Annotated in this window: 19 protein-coding genes and 2 riboswitches; of the genes, 9 read left to right on the top strand and 10 right to left on the bottom strand. The window is 71.7% G+C overall.

The features are described 5' to 3' along the window. Positions 1-155: 155 nt before the first annotated feature. Positions 156-971 carry an SGNH/GDSL hydrolase family protein gene (locus tag C2L58_RS05375; RefSeq protein WP_103336343.1) on the bottom strand — a complete coding sequence of 272 codons (816 nt, stop codon included), beginning with the start codon at positions 969-971 and terminating at the stop codon, positions 156-158. Between the two features lie 266 nt (positions 972-1,237). On the opposite strand from C2L58_RS05375, the gene C2L58_RS05380 reads away from it, so the two are divergent. Beyond that, on the top strand, positions 1,238-1,897 hold the full coding sequence (locus C2L58_RS05380; protein WP_103336344.1) for a DUF3159 domain-containing protein: 660 nt from the start codon (positions 1,238-1,240) through the stop codon (positions 1,895-1,897). Between the two features lie 101 nt (positions 1,898-1,998). Here C2L58_RS05380 and C2L58_RS05385 read toward each other — a convergent pair whose 3' ends face one another. Next, the gene (locus C2L58_RS05385) at positions 1,999-2,967 is read right to left on the bottom strand and encodes an N-acetylglucosamine kinase (protein ID WP_103336346.1); all 969 of its coding nucleotides are present in this window, start codon (positions 2,965-2,967) and stop codon (positions 1,999-2,001) included. Next, the gene (locus C2L58_RS05390) at positions 2,964-4,010 is read right to left on the bottom strand and encodes an SIS domain-containing protein (RefSeq protein WP_103336348.1); all 1,047 of its coding nucleotides are present in this window, start codon (positions 4,008-4,010) and stop codon (positions 2,964-2,966) included. Before C2L58_RS05390 ends, C2L58_RS05385 begins: the two co-directional genes overlap by 4 nt. A gap of 148 nt (positions 4,011-4,158) precedes the next feature. Here C2L58_RS05390 and C2L58_RS05395 point away from each other — a divergent pair, with 148 nt between their 5' ends. Further along, positions 4,159-4,914 carry a GntR family transcriptional regulator gene (locus C2L58_RS05395; RefSeq protein WP_103336349.1) on the top strand — a complete coding sequence of 252 codons (756 nt, stop codon included), beginning with the start codon at positions 4,159-4,161 and terminating at the stop codon, positions 4,912-4,914. Between the two features lie 90 nt (positions 4,915-5,004). Next, the gene (locus tag C2L58_RS05400) at positions 5,005-6,528 is read left to right on the top strand and encodes an MFS transporter (RefSeq protein ID WP_103336351.1); all 1,524 of its coding nucleotides are present in this window, start codon (positions 5,005-5,007) and stop codon (positions 6,526-6,528) included. Here C2L58_RS05400 and C2L58_RS05405 read toward each other — a convergent pair. Next, a complete protein-coding gene (locus C2L58_RS05405) occupies positions 6,525-7,475 on the bottom strand; it encodes a threonine ammonia-lyase (protein WP_103336352.1) in 951 nt (316 codons plus the stop codon). The two genes, C2L58_RS05400 and C2L58_RS05405, sit on opposite strands and share 4 nt — an antisense overlap. Positions 7,476-7,622: 147 nt before the next feature. Between C2L58_RS05405 and C2L58_RS05410 the strand changes: the two genes are divergently transcribed. Beyond that, positions 7,623-8,369, top strand: coding sequence for a hypothetical protein (locus C2L58_RS05410; RefSeq protein WP_103336354.1), 747 nt, complete (start codon positions 7,623-7,625; stop codon positions 8,367-8,369). A 1-nt stretch (position 8,370) separates the two neighbouring features. Here the strand turns inward: C2L58_RS05410 and thiE are convergent, their stop codons facing one another. After that, the gene (gene thiE / locus C2L58_RS05415; RefSeq protein WP_103336355.1) at positions 8,371-9,030 is read right to left on the bottom strand and encodes a thiamine phosphate synthase; all 660 of its coding nucleotides are present in this window, start codon (positions 9,028-9,030) and stop codon (positions 8,371-8,373) included. Between the two features lie 31 nt (positions 9,031-9,061). Further along, positions 9,062-9,167: riboswitch (TPP riboswitch) on the top strand. Between thiE and thiO the strand changes: the two genes are divergently transcribed. The 4 genes from thiO (at position 9,161) to C2L58_RS05435 (ending at position 11,814) form a co-directional block, all read left to right on the top strand. Continuing rightward, entirely contained in the window at positions 9,161-10,234 is a 1,074-nt protein-coding gene (gene thiO, locus C2L58_RS05420; protein ID WP_103336357.1) for a glycine oxidase ThiO, read from the top strand. It overlaps the preceding riboswitch by 7 nt. Then, on the top strand, positions 10,234-10,434 hold the full coding sequence (thiS, locus tag C2L58_RS05425) for a sulfur carrier protein ThiS (RefSeq protein WP_103336358.1): 201 nt from the start codon (positions 10,234-10,236) through the stop codon (positions 10,432-10,434). Before thiO ends, thiS begins: the two co-directional genes overlap by 1 nt. A gap of 1 nt (position 10,435) precedes the next feature. Continuing rightward, positions 10,436-11,194: a thiazole synthase gene (locus C2L58_RS05430; protein ID WP_103336360.1), complete on the top strand. Its 759-nt coding sequence runs from the start codon at positions 10,436-10,438 to the stop codon at positions 11,192-11,194. Between the two features lie 191 nt (positions 11,195-11,385). Further along, positions 11,386-11,814, top strand: coding sequence for a MarR family winged helix-turn-helix transcriptional regulator (locus C2L58_RS05435; protein WP_103336361.1), 429 nt, complete (start codon positions 11,386-11,388; stop codon positions 11,812-11,814). On the opposite strand, the gene C2L58_RS05440 is transcribed toward C2L58_RS05435, so the two are convergent. Next, positions 11,811-12,614: an ion transporter gene (locus C2L58_RS05440; protein ID WP_103336363.1), complete on the bottom strand. Its 804-nt coding sequence runs from the start codon at positions 12,612-12,614 to the stop codon at positions 11,811-11,813. The genes C2L58_RS05435 and C2L58_RS05440 overlap by 4 nt on opposite strands. Positions 12,615-12,673: 59 nt before the next feature. After that, positions 12,674-13,507: a bifunctional hydroxymethylpyrimidine kinase/phosphomethylpyrimidine kinase gene (gene thiD, locus C2L58_RS05445; RefSeq protein WP_103336364.1), complete on the bottom strand. Its 834-nt coding sequence runs from the start codon at positions 13,505-13,507 to the stop codon at positions 12,674-12,676. Positions 13,508-13,612: 105 nt separating this feature from the next. Here thiD (C2L58_RS05445) and C2L58_RS05450 point away from each other — a divergent pair, with 105 nt between their 5' ends. Continuing rightward, positions 13,613-14,623, top strand: coding sequence for a phosphatidylinositol-specific phospholipase C domain-containing protein (locus C2L58_RS05450; RefSeq protein ID WP_103336366.1), 1,011 nt, complete (start codon positions 13,613-13,615; stop codon positions 14,621-14,623). A 56-nt stretch (positions 14,624-14,679) separates the two neighbouring features. On the opposite strand, the gene thiD (C2L58_RS05455) is transcribed toward C2L58_RS05450, so the two are convergent. The 3 genes from thiD (C2L58_RS05455) to C2L58_RS05465 all read right to left on the bottom strand — a co-directional run bounded on the left by thiD (C2L58_RS05455) (position 14,680) and on the right by C2L58_RS05465 (position 18,192). Then, positions 14,680-15,483, bottom strand: coding sequence for a bifunctional hydroxymethylpyrimidine kinase/phosphomethylpyrimidine kinase (thiD, locus tag C2L58_RS05455; RefSeq protein ID WP_103336367.1), 804 nt, complete (start codon positions 15,481-15,483; stop codon positions 14,680-14,682). Further along, positions 15,480-17,117 (bottom strand): phosphomethylpyrimidine synthase ThiC, encoded by a 1,638-nt coding sequence (thiC, locus tag C2L58_RS05460; protein WP_103336369.1) that lies wholly within the window; start codon positions 17,115-17,117, stop codon positions 15,480-15,482. The genes thiD (C2L58_RS05455) and thiC overlap by 4 nt, the downstream gene beginning before the upstream one ends. Continuing rightward, positions 17,111-17,232, bottom strand: a riboswitch (TPP riboswitch). It overlaps the preceding gene by 7 nt. A 48-nt stretch (positions 17,233-17,280) precedes the next feature. Continuing rightward, a complete protein-coding gene (locus tag C2L58_RS05465; protein ID WP_103336371.1) occupies positions 17,281-18,192 on the bottom strand; it encodes a S1C family serine protease in 912 nt (303 codons plus the stop codon). Between the last annotated feature and the right edge of the window lie 22 nt (positions 18,193-18,214).

Here is an 18,214-nt window from a genome sequence, read left to right on the forward strand (position 1 = left end):
CAGCGGGCAGCGGGCAGCGGGCAGCGGGCAGCGGGCAGCGGGCAGCGGGCAGCGGGCAGCGGGCAGCGGGCGCGATTGCGCGCCCTTGAGCGAGCCCGGCAAGCCGCAAGCCGCCGCGGCTCATGCCCCGGTTGTCGCGACCCGGGGGGCGATCCTCAGCTGGCCTGCTGGTGCGGAGCGCTGTCCGGCACCTCGAGCACATCCAACGGCACCAGCGGCGCCAGTTGAGGCCGCTTAGGCGACAACCCATCCCCCATCGACTCGCCGCGCAGCTGCCGCCGGATCCAGGGCAGCAGGTGCACCTTCGTCCACGTCAAATCCGACCGCCGGGAGTCGATCCAGCGGTTCGGGGCCTCCTCCAGGGGCCACGGCTCGCGCCAGTCGCTCTCCACCGGGATGCCCAGGACCTCCGCCGCCTTCATGGCGATGCGGCCGTGGGCCTCCGGGGAAAAGTGCAGGCGGTCGTCGCTCCAGGCGCGGCGGTCGTGCAGGGGGGCCATCGTCCACAGGTCGACCATGCGGGCTCCGTGGCGCTCCGCGATCGCCCACAGGTTCGTGTTGTAGATCGCCACCTTGCCGCGCAGCACCGACATCACCGACAGGACCTTCGTGTCCGGGCCGTTGAACATCAGCACCGGGATGCCCGCCTCGCGCAGCTTCGCGACACCCTCCTCCAGGCGCTCGGTGACCGCGTCGACGTCCGCGCCCGGGACGATGATGTCGTTGCCGCCGGCACAGAGCGTGACCAGGTCGGGCTTCAGCTCCAGGGCGATCGGGAGCTGCTCGTCCAGGATCTCGTCGAGCATCTTGCCCCGCAGCGCCAGGTTGGCGTAGCGGAAGTCGCTGCGGCCGCCCGCCAGGACCTCGGCCAGCCGGTCGGCCCACCCCCGGAAGGTGCCGTCCGGCAGGTCGTCGTTGAGGCCCTCGGTGAAGCTGTCACCGAGGGCTACGTAGCTGTCGAATCCGTACACGTGGGTCCCCTTCCCATCCTGCGACCGACACACCCCGACATGTAGTTGTACACCTCAACTAACCATCGGCCGCAAACCCGCTCTCCCCCGGGTGTTCAGCCTGCGGTAACAGTGTCTTATCTTGTCGGCCTTCTCCGCCTCTTTATTACGCAGTCTTCACCTTCGGCATGCCGTGAAACCGCACACTCGAAGGCAAACCCGGCACCCGATGTGGCGAAAATCTCCCTGCCCGGGGTGTCCCGGATCCGATCCGGCAGGCTGGACACGTGCCCGGAGAACCCCGCGAATCGCTCACGCAGATCCTCGGTGGCCGCCGGGGCGCGCTCGACGCCAGCATCCCGCCCGTCGGCTTCGTCGCCGGCTGGCTCGCCGCCGGGCAGTCCGTCGCCTGGGGTGCCGGTGCCGCCGTCGTGGTCGCCGTCGCGGTCGGGATCTACCGGCTGGCCCGTGGTGGCAAGGTGCGCGCGCTGGTCGTCAGCCTGGCCGCCGTCGTCGCCGCCGCGCTGATCGCCCTGCACACCGGCCGCGCCCAGGACTTCTTCCTGCTGCAGCTGATGTCCAATGTGGCCAGCGCCCTGCTGTGGGCGGCCAGCATCGTCGTGCGGTGGCCGCTGCTCGGGGTGGTCGTCGGCCTGCTCCTGGGCCAGAAGACGCGCTGGCGCCGTGACACCGTGCTGCTCAAGGCCTACTCGCGGGCCAGCTGGGTGTGGGTGCTCCAGTACACGCTGCGCGTGGTCGTCTACGGCCTGCTGTGGTCGGCCGGCCAGGTACTCGCGCTCGGCGTGGCCCGCACGGTGCTCTCGTGGCCGCTCGTCGCGCTCACCGTCGCGGTCAGTGGCTGGGTGCTCTACCGGGCGTTGCCGCCGGAGCATCCCGGCCTGCGCCTGGTGCCGGAAACCCGCTCGGACGACGTACCCGGGGCATAAGGCGGCCCCCGGCGAGGGGGGAGGGTCCGGGGGCCACTGCCTACGGTACCCGGACTACCCGGGTTCAGTCGACGTTTTCGCGTCTTTGCGCCGCGTTTTGCTCAATATCGTTGCGGCCGGGGCCGCGGCGCGCCCTCGCCGAAGGCGTCCACGGCGGCCAGCCACGCCGCTCCGAGCACCCCATCGGAGCTGGTCAGCACCTCGAGGCCGGTCAACCGGCGGCGGACGAGCTCGCCGACCGGGCTGGCCCCGGTGAGCACCGAGCCGACGAGCACGATGGGAGTCGACTCGCCGGGCTCGCGCGCCGCGAGGGCGTTCTCGGCCAGGAAGCCGGCCGCGCGGGCGACGATCTCCCGGGCCGCGGGCTCACCCGCGTCGTGCGCCGCGCTCACCAACGGGGCGAACCGGGCGAGCCGGACGGGTGCCTCCGCGTTGGCCGCCGTGATCAACGCCCGGGCCGCGGCCAGCCGGGCGGCGTCGTCGTCGCGGACGTCCAAACCGGACGGTCCGAGCGCGGCGGTGAGCACCGCCGAGGGCAGCCCGTCGAGCGGCCGTCCGCGCCCGAGTGCCTCCAAAGTGGAGCGGACGGCCTCGCGGCCGAGCCAGAACGCCGACCCTTCGTCGCCGAGCAGCCAGCCGTAGCCGCCGGTCGTGCCGGCCAGCCGCCGCTTCCGGATCCGGCCCACGATCGAGCCGGTGCCGGCGACGACGACCGTCCCGTCCGGGGCCGGCGTCGCCGACGCGTACGCCACTTCGGCGTCGGCGACCGTCCGGACGGCACACGTGAGACCGATTCGCGTCCACGCCGCGGCGAAGACCGCCGCCACCGCCTGGTCGCTCAGCTTGCTGACCCCGGCCATGCCGACGACGCACGCCCGCACGGCGCCGGGGTCGCAGTCGCCGAGCGCCGCGGTGATCGCGCCGGCGATCCGGCCCGCGGCGACCTCGGGCGCGTGCGCGTTCGGGTTGGCCCCTTCGCCGCGCCCGGTGCCCAGCACCGCGCCGGCGGCGTCGACCAGGGCGGCCCTGGTCGACGTGCCGCCGGCGTCGACGCCCACCGCGAAGCTCACCGGGTCTTGGTCACCTTCAGCAGGCCGCGCGGGCTGTCCGGGTCGCCGCCGCGGGCCAGCGAAAGGCCGAGCGCGATCCGCTGGATCGGCAGGATCTCCAGGATCGGCGCCAGCTCCTCCACCGTCGGGGCGACGTCGATGCGCAGCGCCGCGGGCACCTCGGCGGCGGCCGAGCCGACCGCGAGCACGTCCGCGCCGCGCTTGCTGACGGCCTCGAGGACCTCGTGCATCGCCCGGCCGCCGTGCCCGGCGCTGGTCACCGCGAGCACGGCGGTCTCGCCGTCCACCGCCGCCACCGGGCCGTGCAGCAGGTCCGCGCCGCTGTACGCGCGGGCGGCCAGGTAGCTGGTCTCGGCGAGCTTGAGCGAACCCTCGAGCGCGCTGGCGTAGGAGTAGCCGCGGCCGGTGGTGAGGACCCGGTCCACGAAGCGGTACCGGTCGACCGCGCGCTGCACGCCCTCCTCGGCGCCGTCGAGGGTCTGCTGCGCCAGTTCGCCGATCTTCTCGGCGTCGGCCGCCTTGCCGCCGCGCACCGCGTCGATCAGCAGGTACAGCGCCATCAGCGTCGCGGAGTAGGTCTTGGTGGCCGCGACGGCCTTCTCGACGCCCGCGCCGATGTCGACGCCGAGCTCGGACGCCGCCCGCAGCGGCGAGTCCGGCGTGTTGGTGACGGACACCGTCAGCGCGCCCTGGCGGCGCGCCGTTTCGGTGACCTCGATCAGGTCGGGCGAGCCGCCGCTCTGGCTGACCGTGACGAACAGCACGTCCCGCAAATCGGGCCGCGCGCCGTACAGCGTCGCCGTCGAGGGGGAAACCAGACCGGCCGGAAGGCCGAGCAGTACCTCGATCAGGTACTTCGCGTACAACGCTGCGTGGTCACTCGATCCACGCGCGGCGAGCAAAGCGAACCGCGGGGGCCTCTGTGAGATCTTTTCCGCCACTTCGGCGATTTCCGCCTGACGCGCCACCAGTCCGGCCAGGACGTCCGGCTGCTGGGCGATCTCCGCGGCCATGTGCACGCCGGGCCGTTGTTCGGTCATCATTTTCCTCTCCACCTCCGGCATTATGTACCGGACTCAGGCGGCGTCGGTCAGGTCTAGACCAATGTTATAGGGGCGGCGCGTTTGGGGAAAAGGGTACGTTTCTTACGGGGACGTGGCGTGCGATGAGGGAAGACATAGGGAGCCGGGCATGTTGGAGACCACCACCACGGGCGAGGCGGGCGCCGTCGCCGGGCTGCGCGGGCAGCGCGAGCCCAAATACTGGGCGCTGAAACAGCACCTCCTCGACCTCTTGGACGTGCTGCCGCCGGGGTCGCCGATCCCGACCGAACGCGCGCTCGCCGGCGAGTTCACGGTCTCCCGCACCACCGTGCGCCAGGCGCTGGCCGACCTCACCGCCGAAGGCCGCCTGCACCGGGTGCAGGGAAAAGGCACCTTCGCGGCCGAGCCGAAGCTCGCCCAGCGGCTGCAGCTGTCCTCCTACACCGAGGACATGCGCAAGCAGGGCCTGAAGCCGTCCTCGAAGCTCCTCGAGGTCGAAGAAATGCCGGTCGAGGGCGACCTCGCCAAGCTGCTCGGAATCCGGACCGGCGCGAAAATCCTTCGCCTTCGACGACTTCGACTGGCGGACTCCCAGCCGATGGCGCTGGAGACGACGCACCTTCCCCTCGGCCGTTTCCGCGGGCTGCGCAAGCACGTCTCGGCCGGCGGTTCGTTGTACGCCGTTCTACGCGAGCACTACGGCGTCGAACTCGAACGCGCGGAAGAAACGATCGAGACGTCGCTGGCGGGCCCGCAGGAAGCGGAGATGCTCGGCGCGGACGTCGGCATGCCGGTGCTGATGCTGACCCGCCACTCGTTCGCCACCGACGGCAAGCCGGTCGAGTTCGCCCGCTCGGTCTACCGCGGCGACCGCTACAAGTTCGTGACGACGCTGCTGCCGTAGGGCTCGTGAGTGGTAAGGCGGGTTAGAACCCGCTTTGCCACTCACGACAGCCGGGTTGACGGGGGTCGCCGGTCAAGGTGAAGTGACCGGGTGACTGCCACCGAAGACACCGGGATCCGATGGGGGACCGGCGCCGCGCGCGGTGTCCTCGCGACCACCATCCTCGGCTCCGGCATGGCGATGCTCGACGGCACGATCGTCAACGTCGCCCTGCCCCGCATCGGCGCCGAGCTCAACGCCTCCGTCGCGGGGCTCCAGTGGATCCTCGACGGCTACCTGCTGGCGCTCGCCGCGCTGATCCTGGTCGCCGGTTCGCTCGGCGACCGGTACGGCCGGCGCCGCATGTACCTCGTCGGCGTGGTCTGGTTCGGTGTCGCGTCCGGCCTGTGCGCGGCCGCGACGTCCACCGAGATGCTCGTCGCGATGCGGATCCTGCAGGGCATCGGCGGCGCGCTCCTGACACCGGGGTCGCTCGCGATCCTCCAGGCGTCCTTCGCGCACGACGCCCGCGCCCGCGCGATCGGCGCCTGGTCCGGCCTCGGCGGCATCGCGGCCGCCGCCGGGCCGCTGCTCGGCGGCTTCCTCGTGCAGGTCTGGTCCTGGCGGCTGGCGTTCCTCATCAACGTGCCGATCGCGGTCGTGGTGGTGCTCATGGCGCGGAAGTTCGTCCCCGAATCCCGCGACCCGGACGCCACCGGGCACCCGGACTTCGGGGCCGCCGCGTTGGGCGCCGTCGGCCTGGCCGGGATCACCGGCGCACTGGTGGAGGCGCCCGCCCGCGGCGTCGGCGATCCGATCGTGCTGGTCGCGGGCCTGCTGGGGATCGCGGGGCTGGCCGCGTTCGTCGCCGTCCAGCACCGGTCGGCGGAGCCGCTCGTGCCGCCGTCGCTGTTCCGCGACCGCACGTTCACGCTCTCGAACGCGCTGACGTTCGTCGTCTACGCCGCCCTGGGCGGCGTGATGATGCTGCTGGTCATGCAGCTGCAGGTCTCGCTCGGCTACTCGCCGACCGCGTCCGGGCTGGCCGGCCTGCCGCTGACGGTGATCATGCTGCTGCTCTCGGGCCGCTCCGGCGCGCTCGCGCAGCGCATCGGCCCGCGGGCGCAGCTGGTGGTGGGCCCGATCGTCGTCGGCATCGGGATGCTGCTGATGCTGCGCATCGCGCCCGGCGCGTCCTACCTCGGCGCGGTGCTGCCCGCGGTGGTGGTGTTCGGGCTCGGCCTGGCGACGGTCGTGGCCCCGGTGACCGCGACGGTGCTCGCCGCGGCCCCGGACCGCTACGCCGGTGTCGCGTCCGGCGTCAACAACGCCATCGCGCGCTCGGGCGGCCTGCTGGCGGTGGCGGTGCTGCCCGCCGCGGCCGGGCTGACCGGCGAGGCGTACACCGACCCGGTCGCGCTGACGGCGGGCTGGCGGACGGCGCTGGTCATCTGCGCGGCGCTGGCGATCGCCGGCGGGCTGATCGCGCTGGGCATCCACAACGGCGTCCTCGCGCCCCCGGCGGAGGCCAAGCCCGACGACGAGTGCCCCCACCTGGGCAAGTGCTACCACTGCGGCGTCGAGGGCCCGCCGACGCACATCCGCGGCGGCGGGACCCCGGTCGCCGGCTCCTAACCGGCGAGGATCTCGGCGAACAGCGCCGGGTCCGCGTTGCCGCCCGAGACCAGCGCGACGGTCTTCCCGGCCGGCAGCTCGCCGGCGTGGAAGAGGTACGCCGCCGTCGTCACCGCGCCGCTGGGCTCGGCCACCAGCCGGGCCTTGCGGGCGAGGACGCGGACGGCCTCCCGGATCTCGTCCTCGGTCACCGTCACCATCCGGTCGACGACCTCCCGCAAATGGGCGAAGGTCAGTTCCGACGGTTGCGAGCGCAGGCCGTCGGCGATCGTCTGGGCGCGGTCGGCCTGCGGCCACCGGACCAGCCGGCCCTGCCGGAGGCTGTCGGCGACGTCCGCGGCCAGCGCGGGCTCGACGCCGATCACGCGCGCCCGCGGGCAGCGGGCCCTGATCGCGGTGCCGACGCCGGCCGCCAGCCCGCCGCCGCTGATCGGCACCAGCACGACGTCGACGTCCGGCAGGTCCTCGGCGATCTCCAGCCCCGCCGTGCCCTGCCCGGCGATGATGGCCGCGTGATCGAACGGCGGGACAAGGGTCAGCCCGCGCTCTATGGCCAGTTCACGCGCTTTGCCCTCGTGTTCGCCGATCGGCACCTCGATCACCTCGGCGCCGTACGCGCGGGTGGCCTCGACCTTGATCCGCGGCGCGACGTCCGGCACGACGATCACCGCCGGCACGCCGTACCGCTGCGCCGCGTACGCGACTGCCTGCGCGTGGTTGCCGCTGGAGTACGCGATGACGCCGCGGGCGCGGGCCGCGTCGTCGAGGGCGGCGATGGCGTTGAACGCGCCGCGCACCTTGAACGCCCCGACCGGTTGCAGGCTTTCGGGTTTAAGCCACAGGGTTCCGCGGGGATCCCAGGTTTGGAGCAGCAGAGGCGTGCGTACGGCGACATCTTCGACGCGCTTCGCGGCGGCCTCGATGTCAGAGATCGTCACCAGTTCCATGTGCCGAGTATGTCAAGAAAACGTTCGACCCGGAGTGTCCATTATGGACAGAGAGAGTGGTCCTCCTCACGCTGCGGCAACGAGGGGAGTGCCTCATGCGCCTCAGACGTTGGACAGGGGAGAACACGGACTACCTAGATCGGGATCATGAGCAAGGAGAACGTAGCGGCTTCGGAAGCGAAAGAAGAGAAGTCGGGCCTGCGGATCGCGCAGGTCCTGGCGGCGGCGCTGGCGGCGGTGACCGCGGCGCTGCTCGGTTCGACACTGGGCGTGGCGGGCACGGTGGTCGGCGCCGGCGTGGCGAGCGTGGTGTCGACGGTCGGCAGCGAGCTGTACCTGCGCTCGCTGCAGCGCACCCGCGAGGCGGCGCTCAGGGCGCGCCAGCTGGCGACGTCGGGCATCCGGCGGCGGGGACCGGCCGACGAGCCGTCGGACGTGCCGATCACCGACCAGCCGACGGTCCAGCTGAAACCGCCGGAGGAAGAGCCGTCACGGCTGTCCGCGCGGCTGCGGAAGCTGCGCTGGCCGCTGATCATCGCCACGAGCCTGGCGGCGTTCGCGGTGGCGATCCTGTCGATCGTCGGCTTCGAGTCGGCGACGGGCACCCAGATCGGCGGCGGCACGGGCCCGAGCCTCGGCAAGATCTTCACGGGCGGCGGCCACCCGGACCGGACGCCGTCGACGACCCCGCCGACCTCGACGAACGACACGCAGGTGTCCCCGACGGAGACGACGACAACGCCGCCTTCGACGAGTTCGACCGCCCCGGCGACGTCGTCGGAGACCCCGGCGACGACTCCGAGCACGACAACCGGCCAGCCGTCGGCCTCGGCGCCGGCGACGTCGGCGACCCCGCCGACCAGCAAGGTCGCCCCGACGACGCCGGCCCCGTGACTCAGGGCAGGCGGGCTCGCAGTTCGCGCGCCGCGGCCTCGGGGTCCTCGGCCTCGGTGATCGCCCGGACCACCACGATCCGGGACGCTCCCGCGTCGAGGACCTCCGGGAGCCGCGGCCCGTCGATGCCGCCGATGGCGAACCACGGCCGGTCGGGGGTCCAGGCCGCCGTCGCGCGCACCAGGTCCAGGCCCGGTGCCGGGCGGCCCGGCTTGGTCGGCGTCGGCCAGCACGGGCCCGTGCAGAAGTAGTCGACCCCGGGCTCCGCGGCCGCCGCGAGCGCTTGGTCGAGCGAGTGCGTCGAGCGGCCGATCACCACCTCGTCGCCGAGGATCCGGCGGGCCAGCGGCACCGGGATGTCGTCCTGGCCCAGGTGCAGCACGTCGGCCCCGACGGCCAGCGCCACGTCGGCCCGGTCGTTCACCGACAGCAACGCCCCGTGGCGGGCACACGCCTCCGCCAGCACCTCCAGCGCCGCGATCTCGCCGGCCGCTTCCAGCGCACCGGTTTTGTCGCGCAGCTGGATGATGTCGACGCCGCCCGCGAGGGCCGCGTCGGCGAAGGCGGCCAGGTCGCCACGGTCGGTGCGGGCGTCCGTGCACAGGTACAGGCGCGCGCCGTCGAGGCGGGCGCGGATCTTGTCACCGGAGAGGGCGGGCATAGCGGCGACCGTACCCGGCCGGTTAAGGTGGGTGTGTCCGCACGGGAGCCCGAGGCACGGGCTGAGAGGGAGCTGCCGCTCCGACCGTGGAACCTGATCCGGGTCATGCCGGCGCAGGGAGCGTGATTCCATGACGAACCTGGCAGTGGTGGGCGGCGGCGTGATCGGCCTGTCCGCCGCGTGGCGCGCCGCGCGCACCGGCCGGGAAGTGACCGTCTACGACCCCGAACCCGCGCGCGGCGGGGCGTCCTGGCTGGCCGGGGGCATGCTCGCCCCCGTCACCGAGGCGTGGCCGGGCGAGGAGGACGTCCTCCGCCTCGGCGAAGCCTCGCTGAAGCGGTGGCCCGGTTTCGCGCGTGACCTGGCGGAAGAAGGCCACGACCCGGGGCTGGCCGGCCACGGGACGCTCGTCGTCGCCTTCGACAGCGCCGACGCCGGCTACCTGGCCATCCTGGCCGGTCACCTGCACTCGCTCGGCCGCGCGGCCGAGCGGCTCACCGGGCGGGAGGTCAAGCGGCTCGAACCCGGCACCGGGTCCGTCCGAAGTGGACTCCACGTGCCCGGCGACCTGGCCGTGGACAACCGGAAACTGCTCGACGCGCTGTACGCGGCCTGCGTCGGCCACCAGGTCCGGTTCGTGCGCGAGCGCGTCGAAGAACTCCCGGACGCCGAAGCCGTCGTGCTCGCCGCGGGCGCCTGGACCGGGCGGCTGCACCCGCTGCTCGCCGGCGCCGTCCGCCCGCTCAAGGGCGAAATCCTCCGGCTCAAGCTCCGCCGCGGCTGCTTGCCGCCGCCCACGCACACCGTCCGCGCCGTCGTCGAAGGCCGCCCGATCTACCTCGTCCCGCGCGGTGACCAGGAGCTGGTCCTCGGCGCCACCCAATACGAGGCCGGCTTCGACCGGGCCGTCACCGCCCGCGGCGTGCGCGAGCTGCTCGAAGGCGCCGAACGCGTCTTCCCCGCGATCACCGAGTACGAGCTGACCGAGACCGCCGCCGGCCTGCGGGCGGGCAGCCGGGACGCGCTGCCGTACCTCGGCGTCCTGGACGACGGCGTCTTCGCCGCGACCGGGCACCACCGCAACGGCCTGCTGATGGCCCCGGTGACCGCGGACGCCGTGGTCGCCTGGCTCGAGGGGGAGGCGCCGCCCGAAGGCACCGCGGCCGCGTCCCCCGCCCGCCTGCACCAGAAGGAGCACGTGTGATGGAGATCAAGCTCAACGGCGAGTGGACGGCGTTCCCGGACGGCGCCACCGTCGCCGACGTCCTCGACGCCACCGGCGGGCAGCGGCCCGGGATCGCCGTCGCGGTCGACGGCGTCGTCGTCCGCCGCGCCGACTGGGCGGCCACCGCCGTGCCCAAGGGGGCGGGCGTCGACGTGCTCACCGCGGTCCAGGGAGGCTGAAGTGGACGAAGCACCACTGGTCATCGGCCCCGGCAAGCTGACGTCCCGGCTGATCATCGGCACCGGCGGCGCGGCGAACCTCGCCGTCCTGGAACGCGCGCTCGTCGCGTCCGGCACCGAGCTGACCACCGTCGCCATGCGCCGCGCCGACGCCGAAGGCGGCTCCGGCGTCCTCGAACTCCTGAAACGGCTCGGCATCGAGCTGCTGCCGAACACGGCGGGCTGCCGGACGGCCGCCGAGGCCGTGCTCACCGCTCAGCTCGCGCGGGAGGCCCTGGAAACCGACCTGATCAAGCTCGAAGTGCACGCCGACGACCGGACGCTGCTGCCGGACCCGTTCGAGACCCTCGACGCCGCCGAACGGCTGGCCGCCGACGGGTTCACCGTGTTCGCCTACACGAACGACGACCCCGTGCTCGCGCTGCGCCTGGAGGAAGCCGGCTGCGCCGCGGTGATGCCGCTGGGCGCGCCGATCGGCACCGGCCTCGGCATCCGGAATCCGCACAACATCGAGCTGATCGTTTCGCGGGCGGGCGTCCCGGTGATCCTGGACGCCGGAATCGGCACGGCGTCGGACGCGACGCTGGCGATGGAGCTGGGCTGCGACGCGGTCCTGCTCTCCACCGCGGTCACCCGGGCCGCCGATCCCGAGCGGATGGCCGCGGCGATGCGGGCCGCGGTCGTCGCCGGGCGGCTGGCCCGCGAGGCCGGGCGCGTGCCGCAGCGGTTCTGGGCGCAGGCGTCGAGCCCACCCCGGTAGAACCACCCTGCTTTTCGGGGGCTCCGGGTGGCGGAGCCCCCGGCCCGGGGCGAAGCCACGGTGGAACACTGCTTTTCGGGGGCCCCGGTACAACGCTGTGGCGCCTTAACACCGAGTGTGCACGGCGAGCCCGTAAGGTGGACGGCATTTCCGGCGCACCTGCGGCGGGGTGAGGGCAGAAGGAGCCAGCCGTGACGAGCACATCGGTCCAGGACGTCTCGGGCAGGTTGTACCTCGCCGTGGGCAGGCTGTCCCGGTCACTGCGGCAGGCGGGTGTCCCGGGGCCGGGCCACGGCGCCCTCTCCGCGCTGGCGACGCTGGTGCACGCGGGCCAGTTGCGGCTCGGTGACCTCGCGGCCAAGGAGGGCGTGGCCGCGGCGACGATGTCGCGGATCATCGCGTCCCTGGTCGAGGCCGGGTACGTCAGCCGCGAGTCCGACCCGGTCGACCGCCGGGCCTGGCTGGCGAAGGCGACCGAAGAGGGCGAGCGGCTCGTCTCCGGCGTCCGGTCGACGCGGGTGCAGGAGCTGAACCGGCGCCTCGACCGGCTCTCGCCCGAGCACCGCGAAGCCCTGACGGCGGCGATCCCGGCGCTCGAGGCCCTGATCGCGGACGACTAAGCCGCGTTCCGGCGCAGCTCGGCCAGTTCCGCGCGCAGGGCGCGGAGCTCGTCGAGGATTTCCTGGTTGGCCGCGGCCTGCGTTTCGGCCTGCTTCGCCTCTTCCTCGCGGATGTCCTGGCGCAGTTCGTCCTCCATGCCGCTGACCACGACGGCGATGAACAGGTTCAGCACCGCGAAGCTGGACACCAGGATGTAGACGACGAAGAAGATCCAGGCCATCGGGGCCTGTTCCATGATCGTCTTCGCGATGTCCGGCCACGCCTCGCCGGTCATCACCTGGAACAGGGTGAACAGCGACGTGCCGAGGTCGCCGAAGTCGCCGGGGTCGATGGTGCCGAACAGCTTCGTCGCCATCACGCCGGCCACGAAGATGATCAGCGCGAGCAGCGCGGCGATCGACGCCATCCCGGGGATCGCGGCGAGCAGTCCGGAAACGACCTTCCGCATCGACGGCACGACGGAGATCAGCCGCAGGACACGCAGCACGCGCAGCGATCGCAGCACCGCGAACGGCCCGGTCGCCGGGATCACCGCGATGCCGACCACCAGCAGGTCGAAGACGTTCCAGTTGTCGCGGAAGAAGCCGCCGCGGTAGGCGTAGAACTTGGCCAGCAGCTCGGCGACGAAGATGCCCAGCGCGAGGTGGTCGAGGACGTGCAGGAGATCGCCGTACCCGCTCATGAGGGACGTGGACGTCTCCATGCCGAGGGTGACCGCGTTGAAGACGATCACGGCGATGATGAAGTTCTGGAAGCGGCGGCTCTCGAGGAACTTCGCCACCCGCTCGCGCCCGGTCAAGGCGGCCCCCTGCTTCGGTCAAGGATCAGTAAACGCAGGGATGGTATCCGGGTCGGTACTCAGCGCTCTTCGGGCGCCAGCCGCCAGAAGGCCGAGACCGGGCCGACCTTGGCGCCCATCGGGTAGGCGTGCTCGACCGCGTGCGAGACGAACCACTTGCCGTAGCGCGCGGCCTCGACCACGGACATCCCCTTGGCCAGGCCCGCGGTGAGCGCCGACGCCATCGTGTCGCCCGCGCCGTGCGTGTGCGGCGTCGGGTACCGCCGCCCCGGCAGCTCCACGAACGTCGAGCCGTCGAACAGCAGGTCCACGCACTCCGGGTCGGCCTGCAGGTGCCCGCTCTTGACCAGGACGTACCGCGGGCCCATCCGGTGCAGCACGACGGCCGCGGTGTGCATGCCCTCGCGGTCCTTCACCGTCATCCCGGTGAGCAGCCGGACCTCGTCGAGGTTCGGGGTCAGCACCGTCGCGCGCGGCAGCAGTTCGTCGCGCAGCGCCACGAGCCCGGCTTCGTCGAACAGCGGCTGGCCGTGCATCGACGCCGCGACCGGGTCGACGACGAACGGGATCTTCGCGTCCCGGCCGATTTCGGCGGTGTCGCACGCCGCGGCGACGGCGTGGATGATCTCGGCCGAGGCCAGCATGCCGGTCTTCGCCGCGCCGACGCCCATGTCCGCCGCCACGGCTTCGATCTGCCCGGCCACGATGTGCGGCGGCAGGTCGGCGCGGTCGTGCACGCCCAGGGTGTTCTGCACGGTGACGGCGGTGACCGCGACCAGGCCGTGGACGCCGCAGGTCAGGAACGTGCGCAGGTCCGCCTGCAGCCCGGCGGCGCCGCCGGAGTCCGACTCCGCGATGGTGAGCGCGGAGGGAGGGCTCGTGGTCATGGTCATCCCGACTTCTGGTCTAGGCCAATCGGCCGCTTTTCCTTCATAAGCAGTCAACCACGGTGGCACATTGTGGGGGCTACTCACCAGTTCACGGGCGAAGGAGCCTGGATGAAGCTCTTCTCGGTGGTCCTCCTCACTGCTGCTCTCACGCTCTCCGGAGCGACCGCCGCCAGCGCGGACAGTCCCCAGCTCTCCCACGTCACCACCGTCGGCGTGCACAACACGTACGACCCGGCGGCCTACGACTACCTCGCCCGGGCCCTCGACGCCGGGTCGTCGCTGATCGAGCTCGACGTCTGGCCGGACTTCTTCACCCACGAATGGAAGGTCAGCCACTCGAACCCGCTGGGGAACCAGAACAACTGCGTCGCCGCGACTTCGGCGTCGCAGCTGTACTCCGGTGGGAAGAACAAGAACCTCGAGTACTGCCTCGACGACATCCGGATCTGGCTGGCCGCCCACCCCGGGCACACGCCGATCACGCTCAAGCTGGAAATGAAGACCGGCTTCTCGGACAACACCGGCCTGGGGCCGGACGAACTGGACGCCACCTTCCGCTCGCACCTCGGCAGCGTCGCCTTCCGCCCGGCCGAACTGCTCGGGAGCTACGCGACGCTCGACGACGCGGCCAAAGCGGACAACTGGCCGTCCGTGGACGCGTTGCGGGGCCGGGTGATCACCGAGGTCATCCCGGGCACGGTCGAGGAGGGGAACCCGACCGACACGCTGAAGACCGACGTCGAGTACGCGCGCTACCTCATCGGCCTGAAGAACGCGGGCAAGCTCGGCGACGCGAACATCTTCCCGACTGTGCACGGCGCGGCCGGCGGTGACCCGCGGGACAAGTACACCGCCGACCTCAAGCCGTGGTTCGTGGTCTTCGACGGCGACGCGAACGCGTGGGTGACCCAGACCGGGCCCTGGTGGTACGACGCCAACCACTACTACGTCGTGATGACCGACGCGCAGAACGTCGCGCCGGCCATCGACGCCCACAACCCGACGGTCGACCAGGCCAACCAGCGCGTCGCCGACCTGGCGAAGCAGCACGCATCGGTGGTCACCGCGGACTGGACCGGCCTCACCACGGTCCTCCCGCAGGTGCTCGCTCGCGGCTGAGCGGTCTGCCGCGGCTGGTCGTGAGTGTTTAGGCGGGTTCTAACCCGCCTAAACACTCACGACAACTGCGGTAGCACCCAAAACGGCGAGACCGGGCCCACACCCGCGCCGAGCGGGTAGGCCTCCGCCACGCACCTTTCGATGAACTTCTTCCCTGCCGCCACGGCGTCCGGCACCGAGGCGCCTTTGGCCAGCGACGCGGTGATCGCCGACGCCAACGTGTCCCCGCCGCCGTGGGTGTTCTCCGTCTCGTACCGCGGCCCACTGAGGGAGATGAACTCGCGGCCGTCCGAGAGCAGGTCCACGCAGTCGGTCGTCCCCTGCATGTGGCCGCCCTTCACCAGGACCCACCGCGAGCCGAACTCCAGCAAAGCTTCGGCGGCGGCCCGCTGCGAAGCCGGGTCCACGACCGAAACGCCCGTCAGCAACCGGACTTCGTCGAGGTTCGGCGTGATCAGCGTCGCGCGCGGGAACAGCTCCGTGCGGATCGCCTCCAGGGCGTCCTCGCGCAGCAGCGGGTCGCCCGTCATCGACGCCGCCACCGGGTCGACCACGAACGGGCCGACCTCGACCTCGTCCAGGGTTTTCGCCACCGAACGGATGATCTCGGCCGTCGCCAGCATGCCCGTCTTCGCGGCGTTGACGCCCATGTCCGACGCCACCGCCTTGATCTGCGCGGTGACGACGTCGGCCGGGATCTCCGTAAAACCCTGCACGCCCAGCGAGTTCTGCACGGTGACCGCCGTCAGCGCGACCAGCCCGTGCACCCCGTGTGCGAAGAAGGTCCGCAGGTCGGCCTGGATGCCCGCACCACCGCCGGAGTCCGAGCCGGCGATGGTGAGGGCGGTCCTCGGTGTCACGGCTGCACCACCGGCAAATAAACCTGGCCGCCGGACTCGGTGAACTCCGCCGACTTCGAAGCCATGCCGGCTTCGATCGCCTCTACAGTGGACAGTCCGTGCTCTTCGGCGTACTTGCGGACGTCCTGCGTGATCCGCATCGAGCAGAATTTCGGGCCGCACATCGAGCAGAAGTGCGCGGTCTTGGCCGGCTCGGCGGGCAGCGTTTCGTCGTGGAACGAGCGCGCGGTGTCCGGGTCCAGCGACAGGTTGAACTGGTCGTTCCAGCGGAACTCGAACCGCGCCTTCGACAGCTCGTCGTCCCACTCCTGCGCGTACTTGTGCCCCTTGGCCAGGTCCGCGGCGTGTGCGGCGATCTTGTACGTGATCACGCCGGTCTTGACGTCGTCGCGGTTGGGCAGGCCGAGGTGCTCCTTCGGCGTCACGTAACACAGCATCGCCGTGCCGTACCAGCCGATCTGCGCCGCGCCGATGGCCGACGTGATGTGGTCGTACGCCGGCGCGATGTCCGTCGCGAGTGGACCGAGGGTGTAGAACGGCGCCTCGCCGCAGAGCTTTTCCTCGAGCTCCACGTTCTCCTTGATCTTGTGCATCGGCACGTGGCCGGGGCCCTCGATCATCACCTGGACGTCGTGCGAGCGCGCGATGTGCGTCAGCTCGCCGAGGGTTTCCAGCTCGGCGAACTGGGCGCGGTCGTTGGCGTCGGCGATCGAGCCCGGGCGCAGGCCGTCGCCGAGGGAGAACGTGACGTCGTACTCCCGGAGGATCTCGCAGAGCTCCGCGAAGTGCGTGTACAAAAAGGACTCTTGGTGGTGCGCGAGGCACCACGCGGCCATGATCGACCCGCCGCGGCTGACGATCCCGGTGACGCGCCGCGCGGTCAGCGGGATGTAGCGCAGCAGCACGCCGGCGTGCACAGTGACGTAGTCGACACCCTGTTCGCACTGCTCGATGATGGTGTCGCGGTACACCTCCCACGACAGCTTTTCCGGTTCGCCGTCGACCTTTTCCAGCGCCTGGTAGATCGGCACGGTGCCGACCGGCACCGGCGAGTTGCGGATGATCCACTCCCGCGTTTCGTGGATCCGCTTGCCGGTGGAGAGGTCCATGATCGTGTCGGCGCCCCAGCGGGTCGCCCACACCATCTTGTCGACCTCTTCCTCGACCGACGACCACACGGCCGAGTTGCCCATGTTGGCGTTGATCTTTACCAGGAAGTTCTTGCCGATGATCATCGGCTCGGTCTCGGGGTGCTTGCGGTTGGCCGGGATCACCGCGCGGCCGCGGGCGACCTCGTCGCGCACGAATTCGGGCGAAACCCGTTCCCGCGCGGCGATGTACTCCATTTCGCGGGTGATGACACCCTGTTTGGCCCACCCGAGCTGAGTGTTGTGCGCACGCCCGTCGGCCCAGCCGGCGCGCAGCCGGTGAAGTCCACTGTGGACGTCGATCTCGACGTCCGGATCCGTGTACGGGCCGGAGGTGTCGTAGACGTCGAACTGTTCACCGTTGGAGAGATCGATCCGCCGCACGGGGACGCGGAGCCCGGATTCGGTCTGCTGGTAAGCCTTGTGTGAGCCCGTGATCGGCCCGGTGGTCACCTTTACGGCAGCATTGTTCTCAAGCGTCGTCAACGACTTTCACTCCCTACGCCGGCATTACCCGGTCAGGTTCATGCGGTCGGTGACGCCTGCGAAACGCAAGTCACCCTCTCAGCCCGCCATGGCGCGAGCTCCCGCGTTGGTGTTGTGCCACCGACCATGCCACGCCGAAGCGCGATACTCAAGTCTCCTCACCTCACCCGACCAGTTCGGCCGGGGTCGCGTAGACGTCGACCATGGCGCCGTTGCGCAGCACGGTGATCGGCAGTGCGGTGCCGATCACTTCCGCGAACAACTGCCGCTGGATGCCCTGGGCGTCCGAGACGCGGGTGCGCCCGACGGTCAGCACGAGGTCGCCGGCACGCAGCCCGGCCCGGTCGGCCGGGCCGCCGGAGACGACTTCGCGCACCCGCAGCCCGGCGCGCTGCCCGGTGCGCTCGGCGACGTCGTCCGGCAGCGGCGCGGGCACGCCGACGACGCCGAGGTACGCGCGCCGCACCCGGCCTTCGACGACGAGCGTGTCGATGATCCGCCGCGTGGTCGCGTTGATCGGCACCGCGAGCCCGAGCCCGATCCCGGCGACCGCGGTGTTGATGCCGACGACCCGGCCGGCGGAGTCGGCGAGCGCGCCGCCGGAGTTGCCGGGGTTGAGGGCGGCGTCGGTCTGGATGACGTCCTCGATCACGCGGGTGGTGCGCCCCTGCCGGACCGGCAGCGCCCGGCCGAGCGCGCTGACGACCCCGGCGGTGACGGTCCCGGAGAAGCCGAGCGGGTTCCCGACCGCGACGACGAGCTGCCCGACGACGAGCCGGTCGGCGTCGCCGAGCACGGCGGCCGCCGGCGTCGCGCCCCGCGCCCGCAGCACGGCGAGATCGGACAGCGGATCGGCGCCGACGACGTCGAAGGGCACTTCGCTGCCGTCGGCGAAGGTGGCGACCCCGCGCCGGTGGTCGCTGACGACGTGGGCGTTGGTGAGCAGGTGGCCGTCCTCGGCGAAGACGACGGCCGAGCCACTGCCCCGCGCGAGCTGCACCCCGGCGACGTGCGGGGTGACGGTCTTGGCGACCGTGCTGACCGCGCGCGAGTAGGCGTCCATCGCCTCGTCCATGGAGATACCTCGATTACAGCGT

The organism is Amycolatopsis sp. CA-126428 (genome assembly GCF_002904335.1).
Classification (GTDB): Bacteria; Actinomycetota; Actinomycetes; order Mycobacteriales; family Pseudonocardiaceae; genus Amycolatopsis.

Excerpts from the sequence above, each read along its gene's own strand:
- C2L58_RS05395 (WP_103336349.1), top strand. The coding sequence starts at position 4,159 with ATGTTGGAGACCACCACCACGGGCGAGGCGGGCGCCGTCGCCGGGCTG.
- C2L58_RS05405 (WP_103336352.1), bottom strand. The coding sequence starts at position 7,475 with ATGGAACTGGTGACGATCTCTGACATCGAGGCCGCCGCGAAGCGCGTC.
- thiS (WP_103336358.1), top strand. The coding sequence starts at position 10,234 with ATGGAGATCAAGCTCAACGGCGAGTGGACGGCGTTCCCGGACGGCGCC.
- C2L58_RS05465 (WP_103336371.1), bottom strand. The coding sequence starts at position 18,192 with ATGGACGAGGCGATGGACGCCTACTCGCGCGCGGTCAGCACGGTCGCC.
- C2L58_RS05410 (WP_103336354.1), top strand. The coding sequence starts at position 7,623 with ATGAGCAAGGAGAACGTAGCGGCTTCGGAAGCGAAAGAAGAGAAGTCG.
- thiE (WP_103336355.1), bottom strand. The coding sequence starts at position 9,030 with ATGCCCGCCCTCTCCGGTGACAAGATCCGCGCCCGCCTCGACGGCGCG.
- thiO (WP_103336357.1), top strand. The coding sequence starts at position 9,161 with ATGACGAACCTGGCAGTGGTGGGCGGCGGCGTGATCGGCCTGTCCGCC.
- thiD (WP_103336364.1), bottom strand. The coding sequence starts at position 13,507 with ATGACCATGACCACGAGCCCTCCCTCCGCGCTCACCATCGCGGAGTCG.
- C2L58_RS05450 (WP_103336366.1), top strand. The coding sequence starts at position 13,613 with ATGAAGCTCTTCTCGGTGGTCCTCCTCACTGCTGCTCTCACGCTCTCC.
- C2L58_RS05390 (WP_103336348.1), bottom strand. The coding sequence starts at position 4,010 with ATGATGACCGAACAACGGCCCGGCGTGCACATGGCCGCGGAGATCGCC.